Consider the following 20,888-nt stretch of genomic DNA (forward strand, 5'->3'; position numbering starts at 1 on the left):
TGAAACCGCCGACCTGAAGGCGCGCACGTTCCACCCTATGGATTGTTCAACGATCCTTCAATACGCTGCCTCATGACCCAGTCGTCCGCTTCGTCTCCCCGGAGCGGCAACCCACTGGAGGGCTGCAGGACATGAGCAGGCGTCACTACGAAGAGGTCGACGACCTCGGGGAGATCTTGTTCTCGGACGACCCCGCGCTCCGGCTCGAGGGCGTCCTGATGAGTCTGGACACCGCAGACGGCACCGTCATCCTCGATCCCGCAGACACGCGTCACATGCCCACTGCCCTCTTCGAGTTCAGGTGCGCCGTGGGCAAGGGCGACTTCGGGATGTGGTACGACATGAGACCGTCAGCCTCGCTCGATGAGATGCCGAAGGAACCGCAGGTCGAAGGCGCCATCCTGTTCGGCATGCAGCGCCTGCCGCCCGAATTCTCCGACCTGCGCCTGCCCGACCCGCCGCGGTCGGACGAGGACGGGGACCTCTTCGAGGAGAAGCGGCCCACCGTATTCGACGAGCTGTGCCTCGCCGAACCACCGCGACGCGACGACGCCGAGGTCCACTTCGGCATGAGACGCAGGCCGCCCGGCTACGCCGATCTGCGCTCGATCTCCGGATGGGAACTGCACGAGATATCCGAGCACCAGCCAGGATCACGACAGAACACAGAACACACGGACTCCCGCCTGGAACTGCGCACGCCCGACGGCGAGATCTACTCCCGGACCCGCGTCGCGCACGACCCCGACTGGGCGGCCGCCGCCCGGCGTCACGGACACGTCGTGTGCCTGTGCAGCGTGGAACTGGGGATCCGCGCTCCGTACGCGATGACCGCCGCACAGTTCACTCCGCCCATGCGCTACGAATCCTTCCGCAGGGGATGCGCGATGGGCCTGACCGTCGGCGGACTCGTCGCCTACGTCGACCACCCCTGACACGCGCCGTCTCGGGCCCTTCGCGCCGCGGGCGGAACGGCCCGGACAGAGCCGGCCGACCACGATCAGCCCCCGGACCCGTGCCGTACGCCGAGAGTGCCGCACGGTGCCGCACCGGTGTTCTCACCGCCGGGCGTGAAAGCTGTCGCGGATGAGGCAGAACGGCACGGCACAGATTCTCCGCGCAGCCCGGCACCAACCGGATTCATGGATCACGCCACAGGACACATATGGCGTACAGCCGCTCGGTGATCCTTCGATCAACGACACAGAGTGACATTCCCTGGTGCCCACGCATGACGGCTCCATGAGCCGTGTGCGACGACCCTCGAACCTTCCACGCCATCACGCAAGCAGGTGAGGCAATCGTCCCGGCGACGAGGTAAGGATGGTCTCGGACCTTGCGCATTTCGATCGGCTTCGAAGACCACCTCAGTTGATCATTCGAGGGCTGCGCCGGGCCGGGACAACCGGTTCCCTGCCGCGGGCCGGGCCATTCAGGCCGGGCACCACGCAAGGCCATCACCGTCGTCAGTTCAGCGCACCATATTTCCCCGGTTACCGATTGCTCCGGAAGGAGAGAAGCATGGCGGACAAACCCAGCATCGTTTTCGCCCACGGCCTGTGGGCAGACGGCTCGTGCTTCAGCAAACTCATCCCCACGCTCCAGGCAGAAGGCCACACCGTCTGGGCGTCGCAGCACGGCCTGGACTCGCTCGAGGGCGACGTCGCGTGCGTCACCCGAGGCATCAACCACGTGCCCGGCCCCGTCGTGCTGGTGGGCCATTCGTACGGCGGCACCCTCATCACCAAGGCGGGCACGCACGACCGCGTCGCGGCTCTGGTGTACCTCTGCGCCCTCGCCCCGGACGAGACCGAGACCTCGCAGCAGCAGCAGGACAAGTTCGACAAGACGCCGGTGTTCGGGCACATCGAGGTCGCCGACAACCGCGTGTACCTCAAGGAGTCGGGCATCAGCCACTTCTGCGGCGACCTGCCGGAGTCCGAGCAGAAGCTCGTGCTGGCGACGGGGGCCGTGCCGGTCGCCGACATCTTCGACCAGCAGGTGCCCGGCACCGCCTGGCGCACGAAGCCCAGTTGGTACGTCATCGGCAACCAGGACGAGACCGTGAACCCGGAACTGCAGCGGGCCGCCGTGGACCGCATGGGCGCGCACGGCCGCCCCGTCGACAGCAGTCACGTACCCATGCTGTCGCAGCCCGAGTTCGTCCTCGACGTCATCCGCGAGGCCGTGAAGTCGATCTGAGGCAACACCGCATCGTCGCAGCCCTCCGCTCACGGTCTCGCTCTCGCGGACCCGAGCGGAGGGCTGGTCAAGCAGCCGCAGAGGGCCGTTCGGAGCCGAGCGGCTGATTGAACGGGCGGGCCGCACTGTCCTGTCGGGTCGGTCCGTTCATCGCGCCGTGCGCGGCGGCGTGAACACGTACAGATCAAGGATGTCGGGGCAGGGAGCGACCCCGGCCCGCCGGCCCGCACCCAGGCGGCGATGTCCTCCGTCGCGTCGCTGTCGTTGACGAGTCCCAGCCAGACCGGACGGGCACCGGCGGCCCGCGCGGCGGCCGAGGGCTGGACGACGATCACGTTGGCGTGTTCGCACACGCCGAGGCAGTCCGAGACGCGCATCGGGGCAGTCTCCGCCAACCGCTCTCTCTGCCGGTCGTGATCGACTCCAGTCACCTTCGAGGTTCCGCAGCAGCAGTCACGGCAGACGACGACACGGCACGGCGCCGCCGGGACAGGGGTGTTCGGGGTGCGGGGCACGGGCACGCCTCGGGGGTCGGGGCTCGTACGCGGAGCCTGGCCTACGGTCGGCCGCCGCGCGGCGGCGCGGCGGTGCCAGCAGGTCTTCGGACTCGGGTTCGTCCGGCCGGGGCGCCTTCCCGGTCTCCCAGTGACGTCGTGCCCCGCCCGTCCCCCTCACCGCTGCGCGTCAGTTCCGGATTCACACCGGATTCCCTGGCCTCGGTTGTGGCTCGACTGGCCCGACGAGGCTATCAAGCACGCCGCTTCGGGCGTGCGTGCCGTCGGTCACGGGCCCCTTGGCTGCCGCGGACCACACCGGCACCCGGCACCGTCCGTACGCCGAGAGCAGCGGGTGCGACGGCTCCTCACGATGCTCTGGCGAGAACCCGCCGGGGGTGTGGTGATCCTGAAGGGTGGTACCGCGCGGGTTCGCCTTCGCCGTCTGGGACAAGATGGGACCTCCGATCCTGGAGAGGGGCGTTGGGATGGGTTACGAACTGCACGCAGTGATCGCTGAAGGAGAGGCGCTGCGTGGTGCGGCACGACACCTGCCTGCCGCCCGGCCGGCATCGATCGGTCAGGGGCTGTCGCTGATGCCGGTGACGGACGCCCTGTCAGGTTCCGTCGCAGACGGCAGCGGTGCAGGCGCGCTGGGGTTCTGGCGGCTGCCAGCCGGCTTCGAGAAGACGCTCGCCGCCTGGTCGGCCGGCGGGCCGGTGGCCTACGTGGAAGCCGAGTACTTCGGCGGCGTCGGCGAACAGCGCGCTGCCGTATGGGACGACGGCACCCTCGCGCTCGGCCCCCTCCACGTGGAGGAGGGCCAGCCCTTCCCGCCCGCCGGCAGTCCGATCTCTCAAGCACTACGACGCCTGGGCGCAGTGGCAAACCCCGGCGAGGACGAGTTCTCAGCAGTCGGCCTGGACCGGCACCGACAAGGCGAAGCGTGGAATGACTGACGCGCGGCGTCCGGATCCCACCGCCGAGGGCCACGTTCCGGGCTCACCCCGCGGAACTCTGCCCGTAGGCGCGAAAACCCCGCGCACATCCGGATCCGCCGGGTACACGCCGCTCACCTGCGTACCTGCACGGAAGCGACCGCAGCACGCTCCGCGAAGCTCCCGCGTGAACCCCCGTCGACCTGCAACCCGCCGGATTCCACCGACGGACCAGTCGGATCCCGAAGGATGGCGGGATGGCTGACCTGCTGTGGGACGACCAGGTCGCGTGGCTGCTCGATCCCGCCGGCGGCGGCTGCCTGCCCGATGTGTTCGTAGAGAACACGACGGCGGCGGACTGGCAGGCCGTGCTCGACCTGATCGAGGAACAGGGCTGGACCTTCGAGTACGCCGAGGGCAACGCGGTACTGCCGCTGCCCCGAGCCGAGGCCGTGCTGTCCCGCCCGGCCGACGCCGAGTGCCCCAGCCTCCGTGTGTGGCCGGACCCCGAGGTCTGCGCGATCTTCCGGTTCCTCGCGGAGGATCAGATCGACTTCGATGTCGACCTGCGAGAACTTCAGGGACAGGAACGGCTGGACGTCCTCTGCGGATTCCTGGCCACGATCGGGCGCCGCCTGGGCAAGCTGGTGCCATTGTTCCCTGAAGGCGGCGGCACACAGCCGCTGCTTGGATACGACCCGGCCATCGACCGGGTACAGGTGATGTGGACCCCACCGGACGAGTGAGGCGAACTCTCCCGCCTCCTCCGGCCGCGCATCCGCTTTGCGGAGTGCGACGCCACACCTGGTCGTTCAACTGCCTGCCTTCTTCTGCTGCAGGTTCCGGGATGACCGGCGGGCCGCAGCGTCCGGCCGGAGGACTCGCCATCCTCAACCGGTCTCTCACCACTGCGACACCATCTCGGTCGATGGCCCGTGCTACCGACTCACAACCGACCCACCGCCATCGAACGAGACAGCCAAGCGGCCTGACCAGCAAGGACGAGCCCTGCCCAAGGAACATGCCTACGCCACGCTGTTTGTCGACCTGGAAGCCCGTCGGCCCATCGACGTACTATCCGGCCGCGAGGCTGCACCGGTGGCACGCTGGCTGGCCGACCACCCTGAGGTGCAGATCATCTGCCGGGACCCGTGCCTCCGCCTACGCGGAAGCCTGGCCTGCCCGGTCTGCTTCACCGGACCCGAGTTCCTGCCCGAGCTCCGTGAACAGCGCGTCGACAAGTCCTGACGCTGATCGACAACGCCACCGGCTACGGCCACACCCGCGTCGTCGCATTGGTGTCCGTATCCTCCAAGGCCGTGGCCAAGGAGGAACCCCGCGGGTCGGTGCCCCCGGTGGCCCTCGTACGCTTCTGCGATCACTCATGGCTCAGGAGACGAACGGAACCGATGATCGGCAGCTTTGTGGGGATGCTGGTGATCCCCTTGGTCATAGCCGGGCTGGCTCGGTGGGCGGCGGCACGGAGGCGGCGCGGTCTGGCTGCGGGCCGGCCCGTGCACTTCCGTTGTCGGCTCGACGGCCGCAAGGGCCGCCTGCTGGTCGACCCACGCCTCGACGGGCCCGTCTTTCTGGACCGTTCCGGAAACACAACCGCCCTGACGCGCGGCGGAGAGCCACTGGACGCCACGGTCACCACCCTCAACCGGGCCTCCGTCGAGAAGGTCGGCCTGCGCTACCGAACGCCCGAGGGCCGGGTGCTGCGGCTCGGCCTGGCCACCCACGACGCCCGTACCCTCGGCGCCTGGCTGGGCGAGCAGACGCGCACGGCCCCGACGGCCGCCCGGCGGCTGCCGTTGCCGACGGCGCCACCGTGGGCGGTGCTCAGCCTCGCGGTGTCCCTGTTCGTGGGCCTGGTCGCCGCTGACGTCGCTCTGCTCGGGACGCACACCACCGCCGAGGTCATCCGCGTGAACCACGACGACGACAGCTGCACCGTCGGCTGGGACGGCGGCTCGCAGCGCACGGCCGTGGACTGCGACACGACACACAGCCGCCCCGGCGACCCGATCCCGATCGTCGCCCTGCCCTGGCCCTTCCTGGGCGAGGCCGTGGACACGCGGACCACCCCGCTCGCGGTCGCCGTGGTCGGGGGCGGCCTGGGCCTGCTCGGTCTCACGGGCGCGCTGGTCGTCAGCCCGCTGGTCTGCGCCCGCCGCATCCGGCTGGCACGCCGGGCAGATCCTGCGGTCCCTGGGCCGCCGGCGGCGGGCGAGGAGGAGAGCGCGGACGGGTGGCCGCGCTTCACGGACGACCTGAGCTACGCGGGCCTGACCGCCGCGGCCAGACACGGCGATCGCCATCGCCCGGGCCCCAAGGTGACCCTGCCACGCCGCGGCTCCGGCCGTACGTCCGTGTCGCCGCGCGCCTGGGTCGTGGCCACCGTTCTCGGCACCGGTGCCTGGTACCTCCTGCTGCTTTCCTGCGCCGCCATCCTCGACGACCACTTCCACCTGGGGCACTGGCGCTTCCTCGTGCTCGGTACGGTCGCCATCGTGTCCCTCGCCCGGATCGGCTGGTTCGCGGTCGACCGCGCAGCCCTCTGCGGACCGGTGATCCGAACCGTTCGTTCGAGCGCCGCGGACGCGGCTTGGCAACCCATGCGCTACGTCCGCCTGTGCCGGGACCCCGGCGAGATGGTTCTGGTCCTGTTCCGACCGGAGGGCGGGGACGGGACGGCTCCGCTGTTCCTCCAGCCCATATCCCGCTCCCGCGGCTCCGGCCGCCGTACCATCGGCGGCCCCGCCCCGGTGGGTGAAGCGCTGGTACGTGACACCGGCGCCGGACCGCTGATCTGCGAGATCGACGGCATCCGCTATCTCCCCAACGGCCGCGCCACCCGTGCCGCCACCGACCTCGCCCTCACACGCAGCCAACTGCGCAGCTTCGCCGAGAGCCACGTCCGGCCGGACGGACGCAGCTAAGGCGCGGATCAGACAACGTTCAGGTGCCGACCACAGGGCGTGCCGACTCTGACGCGTCGGGGCGAACCGCCTGACGAAGGGAGGAGGGGACGATGGATCTCAAGGACGCCAAGGACCGGATCGAGTGCGAGCACCCTGAGCTCACCGGCACCCAGAAGACCAAAGCGATCAAAGCGCTGAGGAGCGAGGCTGCCAAGAGGCACGGCACGTGGCCGTCGGCCGCGGAATCCTGGGGATTCGTCGCCGCTGCCTTCATCGGCATGCGGGCCCTGGCCCGGTCCGTGTGGGGCGTCCCCTTTGACGCCCCGCATTGGTACGACGCGCTCTTCGCCGTGCAGCTGATCTTCGGCCTCGCGCTGGTCGCTCGCGCCTACAGACGCCGCCGGAACCCCTCGTCTCCCGGGTTCGCCCCGTCAGAGTCAGCACGGACCGTGGCCGACAGGGCGAACGTTTCCTGATGCGGCACCGCGCTTCGGCGATGGCCGCCTCGCCGTCCTCGAAGCCGTCACCGTCCGCGGCAGGCTCTGCTCTTCGATCATCCCGCGAGGACGGCAGCGCCTCGCGCCGGCGCCGGCCACTGCGTCAACAGGACGCCCGGGCCGTCGGACGTCTCGCCGTCGGTGAGGGTGATTTGGGAGCCGGGACGCCCCCAGCCGCCGACCCATACCGCGAACTGACCGCGCGCCACCGTCTCGCTCCCCCACCAGCCGTGCATGACCGGTCGGCCGCTCACGGTGAGCAGCAGGTGGAAACGGTTCGCGTTCATCGCAGGCGGATCGCGCGGGTGCGGCGCGGATCGCGGCTGATGTGCCCAAGCCGTTCGATCCGCTGCAGGTGGTAGTGAACGCTCGCCCGGCTGCGCAGACCGACCTGCTCGCCGATCTCGGCGAGGGTGGGCGCCTCACCGCGCCGCTCGATGCTGCCCCGGATGCAGGCCAGGATCCGCTCCTGGGTGTCGGTGAGGTAGTCCGTCTTGGGTCTTGCCATACCCCGATTAGAGCAGGTGTTCGATTTTTGGTGCAAACTGGAGACGTGACCGATCCACCGCCCGACCTGCCCAAGCTCCGCACCCTGGAGACCTGGCCGACCCTCACCCTGGACCGGGCCCGCCGGCACATCGCAGATCTCGAGCGCCGCGAGCGCGAGCGGCAGTACGGCGAGGAACACCGCCCGCCGGCCCCGGACTTGCTCCTGGAGCACCGCCCCAACGAGGCGATTCTCCGCGGTTCCAGGCGGTCCTGGATACGATTCGGGTGCACCGGATCGGTCCTGGCCGACCCCGCAGGCGACCGGACCGAGTGCGGGCCGACAGAGCCTTCGACTCTCGCCACAACCGGGCCTACCTGCGAAGGCACGGAATCAAGGCGACCATCCCAGTCCCAGTGGACCGGATCCGCAACCGGCGGAAGCTCGGCTCACGAGGCGGTCGGCCGCCGAAGTTCGACAAGGCCGACCACCGCGAGCGCCACGCCGTCGAGTGCGGGATCAATCGCCTCAAGCGCCACCGGGCCGTGGCCACGAGGTACGACAAGCTCGCCGTCCGCTACGAGGCGACTGTGCTGGCCGCAGTCCTCAACGAGTGGCTGTGACCAGCACTTCCCCAGCCAGAACCTAGACCTAGGAGCGGATGAGCGTGCGTGCTTGCTCGATCCACCCCGACACGGCCTTGGCACCGCAGCTCTCGGCGACCGACTGGGCCTCGTCGAGGTGGCCGAACGCCGCCGCTGAGTCGCCGGTCTCGGCCGCGAGGTAGGCCAGTGCCACGAGACCGGCCGCTTCTCCGGCCCTGAAGCCGATCTCCCGGCGCAGTGTCACCGATTCGGTCAGCCGCTCGCGGGCCCGGTCGAAGTGGCTTGCGTCCTTGTCTGCGAAGCCGAGATGGCGAATCGCGTAGGACATCGTCATGCGGTCGTCGACGGATTTCGCCAGCTGGTACGACCGCTCGAAGTACGGCACGCCGGCGGCGCCGTCGCCCTTGACCACTTGGTGCCAGCAGCCGACCCAGAACAATGCGTCCGCCTCACCCGACGCGTCCCCCAGACGTCCGTACAACGCGGCCGCACGCTCGAACAGCACCAGTTCCTGACTGTTCTCCTCCCGGTCGTTCAGGAAGCGGACGTGCAATACCTTGCCCCGCGCCATGGAAAGCGGCGCCTCGACCGCGTCCAGCACGTCGTCGGACCGCTCCAGCGCGGACGTGTCCCCGCCGAACATCGCCGCTTCGAACAGCTCTCCCGTACGTTCGACCCAGTCCTGCCCTTGCATACTTCACCCCCTCCCCGTTGGACGATGGCAGCGCCGAGGCTATCTCCGTGCCCCGCGAGGAAGACGGGAATTTCTGGACGGCCGCGCTCAAACATCCGGGTCGCCAGCAACGAGGGTTGGCCCTGTGTGTGCAGGATGCGCAGATGCTGCATGGGTCCGCCTTGGCGGAGATCAGCGTCGGCTCGGGCACTGCGCAGACGTGCCGCGATCCCGTCCCAGACAGTGCCGATCCCCCACGTCAGTTCGCCTCGTTGAGCGTGCGGAGGGCCTCTCTCGCCGCCTGGCCTCCTTCCGGGTGAAAGGCCGCAGCGCGCAGCGCCTGGACAGTCGCGTCGCGTTCGGGGCCTGGTTCTCCGGCGACACGAGCCAGGACGCCGGGTACCCGCGTCGAATGCCGGGGCAGGGCCGAAAGGAGTTCCGGCGTTGCAGCGCGCGCCCCTGTTCCCCAGCTCTCGAGAAGCCCCAGGAGATCACTCGCTTCCTGCTCGCCCACGTCCACCGCGCCGAGACGAGCACGGATTGCGTTGAGAAGCGCCTCCTGGCAGGGGATGGGACGGACATAGCGGAGCCGCCCACCTCCCTCCGACACGCTGGTGGCCGCCAGAGCACGGGGGCGCTGTGGAAGATCCTGGGCCAGAAGTTGGGGGGCCTGGGGAGCATCGATGTTGATCATGACGGTCAGGGCGCGGTCGGCGGCTGTGGGATCCTCTCCCGACGCAAGGTCCAGCAGCACATCCAGGACAGCGGAATTGCCTCTCACCCATCGGGTCAGGAGAGCCATGACATTGCTGCCCTCGTCGTCCAGGACAGGGAGCAAGGTCGGCAGCAGTCTCGTCCGAAGCCGAGGATGGGTGTCACCCACCCTCATCGCCCCCCACGTGCCCTCGATCCGGGTCTTCGGGTTGTCGTCGGCCCGCAGAGCGGCTTCCACCAACTCGATGGCCGTTTTCGCCTCTGCGCGGTTCAGGAGACGTTCGACGATTTCAGGGAACGGGTCGTAGAGCCAGGGCGTTTGACCGATTCGCGCCGTCGCGGGGAGCAGGGACACTGTTGCGGCCGATGTCTCCGCGGTCCACGGGAGGCCGGCGTCCAACCACGCGACAAGGCTCGCGATCCGGACGGGATCCGGCTGGCTCGGCAAGAACCCTTCGGCAACGAGGGTACGGGCCTCAATGGGATCGACGAGGACGGCACCGAACAACAGGTCGGCCCGCACAGCGGGTTCGGATTCCAGCGCCCACCGGTCGGAGATTTCTCGCATAGTCGCGCTGCAAAGACAGTGAGCGACAGCCCAGACAGCCAGTCGCCTCACCACGGGCTCCCCGTCGTTCAGCAGCGGGAGCAGCACAGGAAGCTGCTCGGAAACAGCGTCCCGTGTCCGACTCGGTGAAGTGTCTGCCTGATCACCACGCCTTGCGATGAGCCCCAGGAGGTGAAGCAGGTCGGCGGTTGAGAATCCCGCGACAGCAAGTCGCGCCAGGAACGGAACAGCATGAACTGTCGGCGGGTAGCCGTCTTCACTGACGAGGAGTTGGGTGCCGAGTTCCCCGACTGCCTCGTCCGCGCTTTCGGCATCTCCGGAGACCAACGCCCGAAGGGCTTCGGGAATCCTTTCCTGGCCATAACACGCCCAGGGCACGAGATCCATGCCTTCCAATTCCCGCCTGTCGTTCACGTCGCGATCATACGAGGCACGCGCCGAGCGCGACCCGCTGCTGGGCAGGCCGCGCGGCCACCTCCAGCGGGCGGGAAGGCGAGGTGCGCGGGCCCAGGAGATCTCCCCGCACTACGCAGTGCACACCGAACCGGACGCGAACGGGTACACGGTCGTACGTCTGACGCCGACGGGGAGCGACCCCGACGGCCGGGCGGCGATCGGCTTCACCAGCCGCATGCGTTTCGCCGCCCGCGACGAGCAGGAGGCACAGCGGTAACGCCCCTTCGACCAGCTGAGTACCACCCTGGTCCTCGAACCCTCACCTGGTGCTGGAGTCCAGGGACTTGTCCACGGCGCCTGCCGTGCTCCAGCCCGGACCACCTGCCCGCCCTGTGCAGTTGGAGTGCGGGACGAGCGGGCGATCGAAGCGGCTCAGGCCCGCGCGGAGACGATCAGCGTCCCGACCCTGCGCCGGCCGGCAGGCGCAGCCAGCACCCGGGCGCGCGCGTCGCCGAAGCCGTGCTCGACGAGCATCCGCTCCCACGCAGCGGACTCGTAGTCCCACCGCTTCACGACGAGCGGGTCCTCGTCGACACCGCGCGGGATGTACGACGCCTGGCAGCCGTAGCAGCCCTCGACCGCTGGCCGCTGGGAGAACACGAGCCGGCCGCCGGGCCGCAGTTGCTTGCGGACAGCGGGCAGCAGGCGGGCGGGATCGGTGAACCATACGGCCCCGTACACCGAGTAGACGGCGTCGAAGCCCTCCCGGTCACCGGCCAGGAAGCCCACGGCATCCGCCTGGTGCAGCTCCAGGCCCGCAGGCTCACCCCACCGGGCGCGTGCCGCGGCGAGCTGTTTGGGCGAGACATCCACGCCCACGGCCCGCATCCCGACCGCGGCAAGGTGAGCCGCGTTGCCGCCCTTGCCGCAGCCCAGGTCCAGGACGCGGGCCCGGGGGGCGAGATGAAGGAGTTCGACGCCGGGGCCGTGGTCCTCGTACTGGGTCCAGTTGAACCAGGTCGTCTCGCCGCGCGAGTTCACCCGCTTCCGCTCGGGCCGCTGCCCCGCGTAGGTGTCCCAGGCCATGACCGTCTCTGTCACGTGCTGCTCCGCTCATTGGGCCAGCCGCCCGGCTGTGACACCGGGCGGCTGGAGTCTTGCACCCTCGGCGGCTACTTCACTGCTTCTGGCCGCTGTTGGGGCTGTCGGTGCATCCGGCGTGGCACTGTGTGCACGCCGCCATGTCCGGCCACAGGTCCGGGTCGACCCTGTAGCCGGCGGCCGTGATGGCGGCGGACCGATTCACCCGGGCCGACGCGGCCCCGTGCTGCGCACACGACTCAGAACGAGTGCGCGGCCCGGCCGGGCGATGACGCTGCGCGGCGCAGCGCATCCCGTACCGAGCGCATTCGTGCGCAGCCCACCCCTGCGAACCTGGGCACTGCGCAGCGTCGGCGCAGGCCGAAGTGGCGCAGCCGATGGCCGGTGCCGGAGCAAACGGCCTGACGCATCTGCACACCGGATGTCCAGCCGCGCCTCGCACGACGCGAGGGCAGGCGCACGGTACCCACCTGTCGCCGACACCCGCCGTATCCGTCCCTTGGTCAGCCATCCGGTCGGGCCATGGTCAGTGTGACCAGGGGTTTCGTGTCGCGATCGTGTCCATGGTCAGGTCCCCATGGATAGCCTTCCGGTCGGGTGCCCCCGGTTGCCTCCGGTGCGTACGCCGGCGCCGAAACCGCGCCCGCGCATATCTTCACCACCGCGCACGACAACCGCCTCCGCAGACGGAGCGAGCGGGTGTGCGCAGCTGTTCGCGCCAGCGCGGCTGCGCAGCACCACCGACCGTGTACACAGTGCGCGGGCCCGGATTGCGCACCGCCTCGGCCGGCCGTCGACCTGCCCGAACCGGCGACGGTGCGCAACCAGCGCAGCAGGCCGTCCTGCGCAGTGCGCAGGTTTCGGCTGCGCAGTCGCTGGTGACGGCGGCCGCGCAGTGCGCAGACGACGGGGTGCGCCACCGTGCTCCTGGTGGCAGACTCCGCGCGGACCTGGCCCGAGCCGGCCGGGCCCAGGCGTTGCCGCAGGGCCGCGCGGCCCTGCGGCAACGCCTGGCCGGGCCGCGCGAGCCGGAGACCGCACCTGCGGCGGCTCCGTTCGCAGCACGATCCGAACAGGAGGAAGCCGAACCCATGCCGCCCGTGGCAGACCCGGCGGCTCACGGTCTCCGGGTGGCACGCATGCCCAGTTTGCCGAGCAGCCAGAAGGCGATCGCGGTGCCGGTGCCGTAGGCGACGTGCGCGCCGAAATCCCAGGCCACGGTCTTGGCGTCGTACTGCCAGATCGGCTTGTAGAGTCCGGCGATCGGCAAGGCGACGTAGCCGCCGGCGAACACTGCGGCACCGAACGGCACGCCGCACACGGGCGAGGCCCTGGGCAATGATCCGGCCACGATGCCGTAGCCCGCCCCGGCCACGGATCCGTATGCCCAGTGGGCAACGGTGCTCGAAAGCCAGGCGGAGCTGTCGGGAAGCCTGCGCTGGGTGAAGCCCTCGATCACCCGCTTCGCCACCTGCCCCGGGTCAGGGGCCTCCTCCCAGCTCTCGACCGGCGCGAATTCCCAGGCGAGCGGGGTGTCCGTCCCGCCCGCGCGACGGTACTTCAGGTAATGGACGGCATCCAGGCACACCGTTCCCACCGCCCCGGCCAGCAGGCCGCCCGCCACGGCCTCAAGAGGAGTCAGCGGATTCCATTGCGAGCCCATGACGCAATCTCCTCATTGCTCGGGGTCAGAAAAGAAGGTCGACGCTCTTCAGTGCCTGGACGGCGGTGGGGAGGCATGGAGCCCGCATCGAGTGTCCGGCGGTGCGGACGCGCGCGCACGAGGAGCGCGCCCAAAGGAGAAACGCGGCCCATGCGGCGGCGCGCAGTCCTGGGGGTGATCCGGTTCCCTGATCAGCGCCGCCGGACGCGGAGGCGCTCAGGCAGCAGGCGCCGTCGCCGACCCCCGCGCCGCGGTGAGGCGGTCGGGACCGGGTCCTTTCAACCGACAGGGGGGTGATCCGTCCATCACCGGCCACGAACCGTGGGCTGTTCCGTTGGGGTCCGGCAACGGACGGGGCCGCGTGGCCCGGTGCCTGTCGGACGGCCGCAACCGACCGCCAGGTCTTGGATATGCGCGAAGGCACGGTCCCTGCATGCGGCGGTACAGCATGATGAGACATGTGATGCGCGTCGGGGGACGGTACCGGAACAGACGGACACGCGTGCGGGTGTCGGTCGCCATGGGGGTAGCGGCCGGCTTCGCGGGGACCCTGTGGGCCCTCGTCCGTGGCGTGCTCTCCTTCGACCGCGCCTTGGCCGTACTCGGCATCCTCGCGACCGTGGTGGTCTGGCTCGTTCGATCGCCGAAGCCGGTAGAGGCTGATGACGCGGAACAGGCCGTCGTTCATGCGCGAACGCTCGCCCGCATCGTGGCCGAGGAAGAAGGTCTGATCCGCAGACAGCTTCTCGGCAACGACGTCCAGCCCGTCAACCTCCGCTTTCTCCTGCAACCAGCGCCCATCCGCAGCGCGGCAGCCCCGCCCGCCGGCCAGGCCCACGCCGGCGAGGAAATGCCGCTCCCGGACATCACGGCCTACTACCGTACGACCACGCCCTCTCGGCTGATCATCACCGGCCCGGCAGGCTCCGGGAAGACGACGCTCGCCCTTGAACTGCTCCTCGCCCTGATCGCCGGCCGAGAGGAGACGGATCCGGTCCCCATCCGTATCCCGATCATCGACTGGAACACCAGCGTGCCGCTGCGCAGCATGCTCATCCGGCGTCTCATCGACGCCTACAAGTGGCCCGGCGATTCGGCCGCGAACCTCGTGGAACACGGCATGGTGCTGCCGGTTCTCGACGGCCTGGACGAGATGGACGCCACGCGCCCCGACGGCACTCCCGGCCCCGCCGCGCTACGGATGCGCGCCGCGCTCGAGCAGCTCAACTCCTTCCCGGACCGAGACGGGCTTCGTCTGCACCCCTTCGTCCTGACCTGCCGTACCGCCCACTACGACGCGCTGCGCCGGACAGACACCCTCATCGACGCCGCCAGGATCTCCATCGCCCCTGTCGATGCGCCTACGGCCGCCGCCTATCTGGGGGCCCGGGCCCGGGACCCGCAGCGGTGGGAACCCCTCCTTCACCATCTGCGGACACAACCAGGCAGTCACCATTCCCGCCTCCTGTCCACGCCATGGCGGCTGTGCCTGGCCGCCACGGTCTACCACCGTCACGGCACCCCTGCCGAACTGCTCCACAGCGCGACCGAATCCGACCTCGACGCGTTCCTCCTGAGCCGCTACATCCCCGCCGCCACGCAGTCCGCAGGCCCGCACAGGTACAGCCCGGAGCAGATCCACCTCTGGCTCCACCATCTCGCCACCCATCTCACCCGCGACGACGGCACTCAGCCCTTCCGCAACCATCTCGTCCTGCAACTGCTGCGGCCTTCCCGCGGACGTACCTTCTTCCGTGCCGTCGACGCAGCCCTCTGCACGCTGCCCTTCGTGCTTCTCTATGCCATCGCCCAGGCGGCCGGAGCACCCTCGTCAGACATGGGCTTCGTCATCGGCGGAGGCGTCGTCAGCCTGCTGGCAGCCGTGACCGGTCGGCCCTCCTCCCCCACCCGCATCGACCTCGGCCAACTGGCAACGCTCGGGCGCAGGCAACTTGTGCCCGTCATCCTGGTCATCCTCATCGGCGGCCCGATCCTGGCCGCCACCAGCGGAACGGCCGGACACTCGGCTCACCATATGGGGCTGGTCCCGGGTTACATCTGCGCGCTTGCCTTCGCGGTGACGTACACCCTGACCCTCACGTTCACCATGAACACGCCCCGGGCGGTCAGAGGCCGCACGGTCATCCGCGACAACTGCCTCCTCGGGATCACAGCCGCGCTCGGCTGGGGCACGATGGTCGGGGTCGGCGTCGGCGGTACCGACGGGGTCCTCAGCGGCATCACATGCTCCCTCGCGGCGGCCCTCGGCGCGGGATTCCTCTTCGGCGCCACCGCCCGGCGCTATGCGGTGTTCCTGCTCTGCAACCGGCGTCTTCCCTTCCGGCTGGGCCGCTTCCTCGACTGGGCGTGCACCACCGGCCTCATGCGCCACAGCGGCCCGGCCTATCAGTTCCGCCACGGCGAGCTCCAGGCGTGGATCACCGCGCACCCCCGGCCCGCACCGCACAGGATGCCGGCCGGCCCAGTCCGCTGACGAGGCGACAGTCCGTCGTCCGAGGACGCAAAGCCGGCCACATCGTGGCCTTCACCGGCTTCGCCCGCGCCCTTCCGCCGCCCGGAGCCCGCACCCGCTTTCATCGTTCTTGAGCAGGTCAGCGGTGTGGACGGCGGCGTAGCGCCAACGGTTGAGGGCGTGTTTGAATACGTCGGCGTGGATGAGGTGCCTCACTCGTCGGCGCTTCCGGACCTTCCGCCGAGTGGCACAGCAGATCCCTGAAGCATCGAATGCTGCACATCCTCTGTTCACGAAGGGCTGCTCATCGCCGTGGATTCGTACGTCGATCGCGCCGCGAAGGCGTCAGATGCGGGCATACAGTGGTTACTGAGCCATCGCACCCCTGAAGGCAGCTACGCAATCCAAGGGTTGCTTCCCCATTACAAGACGCCGATGACGCTGGCCGCTGCCGGATTTCTCGGTGAGGCGCGCACCTCGTTCGCCTGGATCACCAGGCGATTCACGGGACCCGACTGGCACACCCGCGATCCACAGGACGCTGCCGCCGCACGTCGCCGATGTGATCTGTACGAAGATCTCTGGTTGGCCTGGGGCGCACAGAGCGCCGGGTTGCCGCGAGAGGCAGCAAACATCTACCACCTGTGCCGCGGCTTCCAGGATCCGGCAACGGGCGGTGTGAGGTCCCGAATCGGCGCCGACGGGGAAGAGTTCTACGATCTGCGGTCGACTGCCCTGGCGGGGCTCGTCGGTCTCAGTGTGGGGGACGACGAGGCCGTCGCCGGGGCGTTGGACTTCACCCGACGGCTCATGGCTGATCAGCCGGATCTTCCTCGCAACTTCTTTCTCGTGCGCGACAGCAAGGGACACCTGGTCACCTCGTTCGACGACGCGGAAGCGAGACTGTTCACTGTCGGCTTCGCCGAGCACCAAAGGGATCCCCTCTACTACGCGCTCGGCCTGGGCATGACGTTCCTGGCTGCCGCTCACGAGCGGGACGGCGCGCCCGAGTCCCTGAGCGGCGCGCTCGCGTACGCCGAGCAGTGCATGGCCCGGACCGACGCGATCCTCCGCCACCACTACACCGGCAAGATCGGTTGGGGCATGGCGAAGCTCTACCGCCTCACCCGGCGCCCCGAGCACCGGGCGGTGGCCGAGCAGGCGGCCGAGCACCTGCTGCGGACTCAACTCAGCTCGGGCGCCTGGTGGATCCCCACCCTCTACTCGGCTCCTGAGGAACAACCAAGGGCCGTCACACTCGACAGGACGGCGGAGCACGCCCTGTGGCTCCGCCTGTTCAGCGACACGATGCGAGCGGGGGACTGATCCTCCTTGAACCCCGTGGAACAGGGACGCGGCCCGCGCGCGCATCGGCGAACTCCCCCGCACCGCCGTGGTGTCCGCTGGTACGGGCCGCTCGACGACACCGAGGGGTTCGCCGAAGAAGGCCGCGGCCTGGTGGCCGCTCTCCGCGGGGCCGGGGCCGACGTGCACGCCACGAGCATCCCGCATCCGCGGACCTTCGATCGCATCCCGCTGATGACGGGCATCGAGGACGTCGAGGCGTCGCACCGCCCGGAGTCGGTCCACGTCTATCACCGATACTGGACCGCCCGTCCGCTACCGGGCCGTGGGCCCCGCATCTGGCGCAGTATGTTCGAGACGGACGCCGTACCTCGGGAATGGGTCGTGGCCGCCGAGGACTACGACCAGATCTGGGTGCCCACCGGCTTCAACGTGGAGACCTACGCCAACGCCGGCATCCCGAGGGAGAAGCTGGTGACCGTACCGTGCCCGCTTCCCGTCTGGTCGCCCCGGCTCCTGGCCAACCTGGACCGGCCCAGGACGCCTGGATCCGGGCCCTTCGCATTCCTCAGCGTCATGCGCTGGCACTTGCGGAAGGGCTGGGACGTCCTGGTCCGCGCGTTCGCCGCGGAGTTCCGGAATGATCACGACGTCCGTCTGGTGATCAAGGCTCGGCCGTTCGACCCGGCGGACCCCGACGGCCCGCACCGTGAACTGGCCCGGCTCTTCGCAGACAGGGGCGAAGCGGTGCCCGCCAACATCTCGCTGCGCACCGACGACATGTCCCATGCGGACCTGGCAGCACTCTACGGACGGGCGGATGCGTTCGTGCTGCCCTCCAGAGGAGAAGGATGGGGGCGCCCGTTCATCGAGGCGATGCTCAGCGGCCTGCCGACCATCGGACCTCGCTGGGGCGGCAATCTGGAGTTCATGAACGACGACAACAGCGTCCTGGTCGATGGCACCCTGGCACCGGTCCAGCAGCAGGCCGCGCGGGAGTGGCCGTACTTCACCGGACACCGGTGGTGGGAGGTGTCGGTCGACGCGCTCCGTCAAGCCATGCGCCGCACCGTCGAGACGTCCGAATGGGCCGCGACGCCGGGAACGACCTCGACAACCGCGGCGAATCGTCAGGAAGTCGCGAGAGGGCTGCTGGCCACGTACGCGCAGGAGGCGTTGGGGAAACGGATGCTGGGTCACCTCACGTCATCCGCGTGAGACCGACGCCAGACGGTCGCCATCCGGTCCGATATCCCCGTCCATCGCGCTCGCGCCGCCGCCGCGGAGTCGTACCATTCGACGGCCTCGAAATCCCCGAGATCGCCCCGTTCCGCCCACAGCGCGGAAACCGCCAGCCAGACGTGTCGGCGTTCGGAAGCATCGGGTTGCGCCGCAATGATGGCGTCCGCGGCGTCCGTCACCTTCTGCCGGTCCCCACGGGCCTGGGCGAAAAGGATCTCGATCATTCCTGTGTGGCCGATGGCGACCGGGTTGATGCCGTGGCTCCAGCAGGCCCGTAGGGAGGTGCCCGCGCGGAGCCAGTCCCCCTTCCAGGCCCAGGCGACCGCCGCGGCCAGGTCGCACTGCGCGACCCCGATGCGCTCGTCCAGGCTCTCGTTCATCTCACGGGCTTCCGGCAGCAACGCCAGAGCCCGGTCGGCGTCGTACCACGCGTACGCGATGGCCTGATGCCGCATGCCGCGCGCCACCCACACAGGTGCGCCGAGCCTTCGCGCCTCGTCGAGCGCGCGGGTGAACCATTCGGCGGCCGCCGGATGGTCGCCGCCCTGCAGGTGAATGTGTCCCAACAGGTCGCATCGGGCGGTCGACTGGTGCCCGTCGTCGGCCTCGTGCGGCGCGAGAGCCAGTGCCGTCGCCAGCCGACCGTTGCGCAGGGCATTGCCCGCGAGGCCGAGCGCGCCGTAATAGGCGAGCGGGGAATCAGCGTCGACAAGGCTCCGATAGGCGCGCTCGGCTCCGGGATAGTCGCCGGACACCTCCGCCGCCCGGGCGAACTGCGCCGCCACGTAACGGTCGTAGGGGTCATCGCCGAACGTGGTGCACTCCCGCAGCCCGGCATAGCGGGCCGGCTCGTCGTACGCAGTGGCGGCCAGCACCCGCGACGCCGACAGCAGGCGACCCAGCGGCGTACGAGACACCGACGCGGGAGGGGCCGGCATCGATTCGAAAGCCCGCGTGTAGCCGAACTCCGCCACCGCGAAGGCGAGTTCACCGAGGCGACCCGGCGCGTGCCGGTGTTCCAGCGCGGCGTTCCCGGCCAGCAGCACCGCCGCCACCATCCGCCGCACCTGCTCCTGATTCGGCTCCCGGGGGGCGTGGGGATCCGGCAGCGCCTGCCGGATCAGCCAGTCCGCAGCTCGCTCGGCATGCGCGCTGCGCTCCTCTCCGGTCCACGAGTCGTCCGTCAACTCGTCGTGCCGGATGACGGCCTGTCTGAGATTTTCGTGCAGCGAGTAGGGAAGCCAGGAATGGGGAGTGCGGATCACGAAGGAACGCTGCAGGAAGGCCTGCACATGAACGGCCCGTGTGCCGGGCAGCACCTCGGCCAGCAGTTCCGCGCTGAACGCCTTCAGCAGCGCGGCGCTCCGCAGGAGGTCACGCTCCTCGGAGGACAGGTCGCGGACGACGCGCAGGACGAGTTCCGGAAACGTCTCGGCGACCTGCTCGGCCGGCGGGGACGCCCCCTGCGCCAACAGCGTGCGGTACCAGGTGATCGAGAGTTCCAGGTGCAGCGGCAGGCCGTTGGATCCGTGGATGACGCGTTCCCTGACCGCAGGGGGCATGGCAGGGCGTCCCTCGACCTCGAGTGAGTTGCTGAGCAGTTCGTCGGCGGACCGGGCGTCGAGCCCACCGATGCGGAGCTGCCCGGCCCGCCCCGGCTGCAGATCCGGCCACCGGTCGGCACCACCGTAGGCGAGCCGCACCGCGCTGCGGTCGTCGTACCAGGTGACGGCGGCACGGCTGGCGAGGACGTAGGCGATGCCCGGCGTGAGATAGACCAGCCGGCAGACGAGGTCCTCCAACGAACCGCGGTCCACCCCTGCCCGTTGCACGCTCTCCAGAGTGTCGAGCAGGCAGAGCACCTGGACCCTGCGGCGCTCGGCGACGCGGTCCAGGTCGTAGCTCAGCAGGGCAGGCAGATAGCCGATGACCTTGTCCGGATCGGGCTCGTCGACAATGACCCGGAACGGAGGACAGTTCTCGCGGAGTTTCTTGAAGGTCCGTGACTGCTGTATGCGGCTGCGCAGCAACCCTGCCAGCTTGTACGTCGAGGACACCAGCCCCGTACCGCCCAGCACACCGTCGATGGTGGCAGCGACCTGATCGCTCAGCACGGCACGCTGGTCCTCGCCGAGGAAGTTCGCCCGGGAGATGAACCGGACCAGCGGAACACCGGGATGTTTGCGCGACCAGTAGTGCGCGAAGGCCATGTCGAACGCGGTCCACTGATCGGACAGGCCGGCCAGGGACGCCCGCACCTGCACGAGGACGACTTCGAAATCGTGCCGCATGTAATCACCGAAGTCGACGTAGGCCACGGCCTTCTTGACGTCGGGCTGGACGTCGGCGACGAACTCCTCGGCCACCTTTCGCAGCAGGGCACTCTTGCCGATACCACCCTGGCCACTCACCACGGTGGCGTTGACGGCGGGGCGTTGGAAGTCGTACTGCGTCCGCATCGGGCGTTCGACGGTCTCCCGTACGCGCTGCAGTATGGCGTGCCTCTCCACCACCCGGTCGGTGAACAAGGTGCGTCGGATCACGCGGTCGTCGCCCCGGCCCAGAAAGAAGTCGTCGATCGACACGCAGCCCCCAGCCCCCAGCCC

The 20,888-nt window shown here is 69.5% G+C and carries 19 protein-coding genes, 1 pseudogene and 1 riboswitch; of the genes and pseudogenes, 12 read left to right on the top strand and 8 right to left on the bottom strand.

Annotation, left to right across the window (positions count from 1 at the left end):
• Positions 1–131 precede the first annotated feature (131 nt).
• Both WN71_RS20665 and WN71_RS20670 read left to right on the top strand, forming a co-directional pair.
• Positions 132–935 carry a hypothetical protein gene (locus WN71_RS20665; protein WP_046582018.1) on the top strand — a complete coding sequence of 268 codons (804 nt, stop codon included), beginning with the start codon at positions 132–134 and terminating at the stop codon, positions 933–935.
• A 586-nt stretch (positions 936–1,521) separates the two neighbouring features.
• A complete protein-coding gene (locus tag WN71_RS20670) occupies positions 1,522–2,202 on the top strand; it encodes an alpha/beta fold hydrolase (protein ID WP_046582020.1) in 681 nt (226 codons plus the stop codon).
• A 147-nt stretch (positions 2,203–2,349) separates the two neighbouring features.
• Here the strand turns inward: WN71_RS20670 and WN71_RS42795 are convergent.
• Positions 2,350–2,723, bottom strand: a pseudogene (locus WN71_RS42795) ((2Fe-2S) ferredoxin domain-containing protein).
• Between the two features lie 54 nt (positions 2,724–2,777).
• Positions 2,778–2,953, bottom strand: a riboswitch (cobalamin riboswitch).
• 231 nt (positions 2,954–3,184) lie between these two features.
• Between WN71_RS42795 and WN71_RS20675 the strand changes: the two are divergent.
• From WN71_RS20675 to WN71_RS20690, 5 genes are all read left to right on the top strand, one after another.
• A complete protein-coding gene (locus WN71_RS20675; protein WP_046582253.1) occupies positions 3,185–3,655 on the top strand; it encodes a hypothetical protein in 471 nt (156 codons plus the stop codon).
• 236 nt (positions 3,656–3,891) lie between these two features.
• Positions 3,892–4,380, top strand: a complete 489-nt coding sequence (locus WN71_RS20680) for a hypothetical protein (RefSeq protein WP_046582022.1) — start codon at positions 3,892–3,894, stop codon at positions 4,378–4,380.
• Positions 4,381–4,732: 352 nt separating this feature from the next.
• Positions 4,733–4,882, top strand: a complete 150-nt coding sequence (locus tag WN71_RS42800; RefSeq protein WP_240529707.1) for a hypothetical protein — start codon at positions 4,733–4,735, stop codon at positions 4,880–4,882.
• A gap of 161 nt (positions 4,883–5,043) precedes the next feature.
• Positions 5,044–6,576, top strand: a complete 1,533-nt coding sequence (locus WN71_RS20685; protein WP_143074855.1) for a hypothetical protein — start codon at positions 5,044–5,046, stop codon at positions 6,574–6,576.
• A 92-nt stretch (positions 6,577–6,668) separates the two neighbouring features.
• Positions 6,669–7,034: a hypothetical protein gene (locus WN71_RS20690; RefSeq protein ID WP_046582025.1), complete on the top strand. Its 366-nt coding sequence runs from the start codon at positions 6,669–6,671 to the stop codon at positions 7,032–7,034.
• Between the two features lie 77 nt (positions 7,035–7,111).
• Here the strand turns inward: WN71_RS20690 and WN71_RS20695 are convergent, their stop codons facing one another.
• Together WN71_RS20695 and WN71_RS39970 are read right to left on the bottom strand one after the other, a co-directional pair.
• Positions 7,112–7,342 carry a hypothetical protein gene (locus WN71_RS20695; protein ID WP_052742888.1) on the bottom strand — a complete coding sequence of 77 codons (231 nt, stop codon included), beginning with the start codon at positions 7,340–7,342 and terminating at the stop codon, positions 7,112–7,114.
• Positions 7,339–7,563, bottom strand: a complete 225-nt coding sequence (locus WN71_RS39970) for a LexA family protein (protein ID WP_079177992.1) — start codon at positions 7,561–7,563, stop codon at positions 7,339–7,341. Before WN71_RS39970 ends, WN71_RS20695 begins: the two co-directional genes overlap by 4 nt.
• 92 nt (positions 7,564–7,655) lie before the next feature.
• Here WN71_RS39970 and WN71_RS20705 point away from each other — a divergent pair, with 92 nt between their 5' ends.
• Positions 7,656–8,165, top strand: coding sequence for a transposase (locus tag WN71_RS20705; protein ID WP_420856513.1), 510 nt, complete (start codon positions 7,656–7,658; stop codon positions 8,163–8,165).
• Between the two features lie 28 nt (positions 8,166–8,193).
• On the opposite strand, the gene WN71_RS20710 is transcribed toward WN71_RS20705, so the two are convergent.
• Complete coding sequence (locus tag WN71_RS20710) at positions 8,194–8,841, bottom strand: hypothetical protein (protein WP_046582029.1); 648 nt, start codon at positions 8,839–8,841, stop codon at positions 8,194–8,196.
• A gap of 238 nt (positions 8,842–9,079) precedes the next feature.
• Positions 9,080–10,489, bottom strand: a complete 1,410-nt coding sequence (locus WN71_RS20715; RefSeq protein WP_143074856.1) for a hypothetical protein — start codon at positions 10,487–10,489, stop codon at positions 9,080–9,082.
• On the opposite strand from WN71_RS20715, the gene WN71_RS41530 reads away from it, so the two are divergent.
• Positions 10,488–10,775: a hypothetical protein gene (locus WN71_RS41530; protein ID WP_143074857.1), complete on the top strand. Its 288-nt coding sequence runs from the start codon at positions 10,488–10,490 to the stop codon at positions 10,773–10,775. The two genes, WN71_RS20715 and WN71_RS41530, sit on opposite strands and share 2 nt — an antisense overlap.
• Before the next feature lie 155 nt (positions 10,776–10,930).
• Here the strand turns inward: WN71_RS41530 and WN71_RS20720 are convergent, their stop codons facing one another.
• Both WN71_RS20720 and WN71_RS20725 read right to left on the bottom strand, forming a co-directional pair.
• A complete protein-coding gene (locus tag WN71_RS20720) occupies positions 10,931–11,599 on the bottom strand; it encodes a class I SAM-dependent methyltransferase (protein ID WP_046582032.1) in 669 nt (222 codons plus the stop codon).
• Positions 11,600–12,716: 1,117 nt separating this feature from the next.
• Positions 12,717–13,262 carry a hypothetical protein gene (locus tag WN71_RS20725; protein WP_143074858.1) on the bottom strand — a complete coding sequence of 182 codons (546 nt, stop codon included), beginning with the start codon at positions 13,260–13,262 and terminating at the stop codon, positions 12,717–12,719.
• A gap of 520 nt (positions 13,263–13,782) precedes the next feature.
• Between WN71_RS20725 and WN71_RS20730 the strand changes: the two genes are divergently transcribed.
• The 3 genes from WN71_RS20730 (at position 13,783) to WN71_RS20740 (ending at position 18,258) form a co-directional block, all read left to right on the top strand.
• Positions 13,783–15,756: an NACHT domain-containing protein gene (locus tag WN71_RS20730; protein WP_143074859.1), complete on the top strand. Its 1,974-nt coding sequence runs from the start codon at positions 13,783–13,785 to the stop codon at positions 15,754–15,756.
• Between the two features lie 291 nt (positions 15,757–16,047).
• Positions 16,048–17,061 (top strand): glycoside hydrolase family protein, encoded by a 1,014-nt coding sequence (locus WN71_RS41535; protein WP_143074860.1) that lies wholly within the window; start codon positions 16,048–16,050, stop codon positions 17,059–17,061.
• Between the two features lie 213 nt (positions 17,062–17,274).
• Entirely contained in the window at positions 17,275–18,258 is a 984-nt protein-coding gene (locus tag WN71_RS20740; protein WP_143074861.1) for a glycosyltransferase, read from the top strand.
• On the opposite strand, the gene WN71_RS20745 is transcribed toward WN71_RS20740, so the two are convergent.
• Positions 18,237–20,867: a tetratricopeptide repeat protein gene (locus WN71_RS20745; RefSeq protein ID WP_046582040.1), complete on the bottom strand. Its 2,631-nt coding sequence runs from the start codon at positions 20,865–20,867 to the stop codon at positions 18,237–18,239. The two genes, WN71_RS20740 and WN71_RS20745, sit on opposite strands and share 22 nt — an antisense overlap.
• Positions 20,868–20,888: the final 21 nt, after the last annotated feature.

Source organism: Streptomyces mangrovisoli, from assembly GCF_000974985.2.
In the GTDB taxonomy this organism is placed as follows: domain Bacteria; phylum Actinomycetota; class Actinomycetes; order Streptomycetales; family Streptomycetaceae; genus Streptomyces; species Streptomyces mangrovisoli.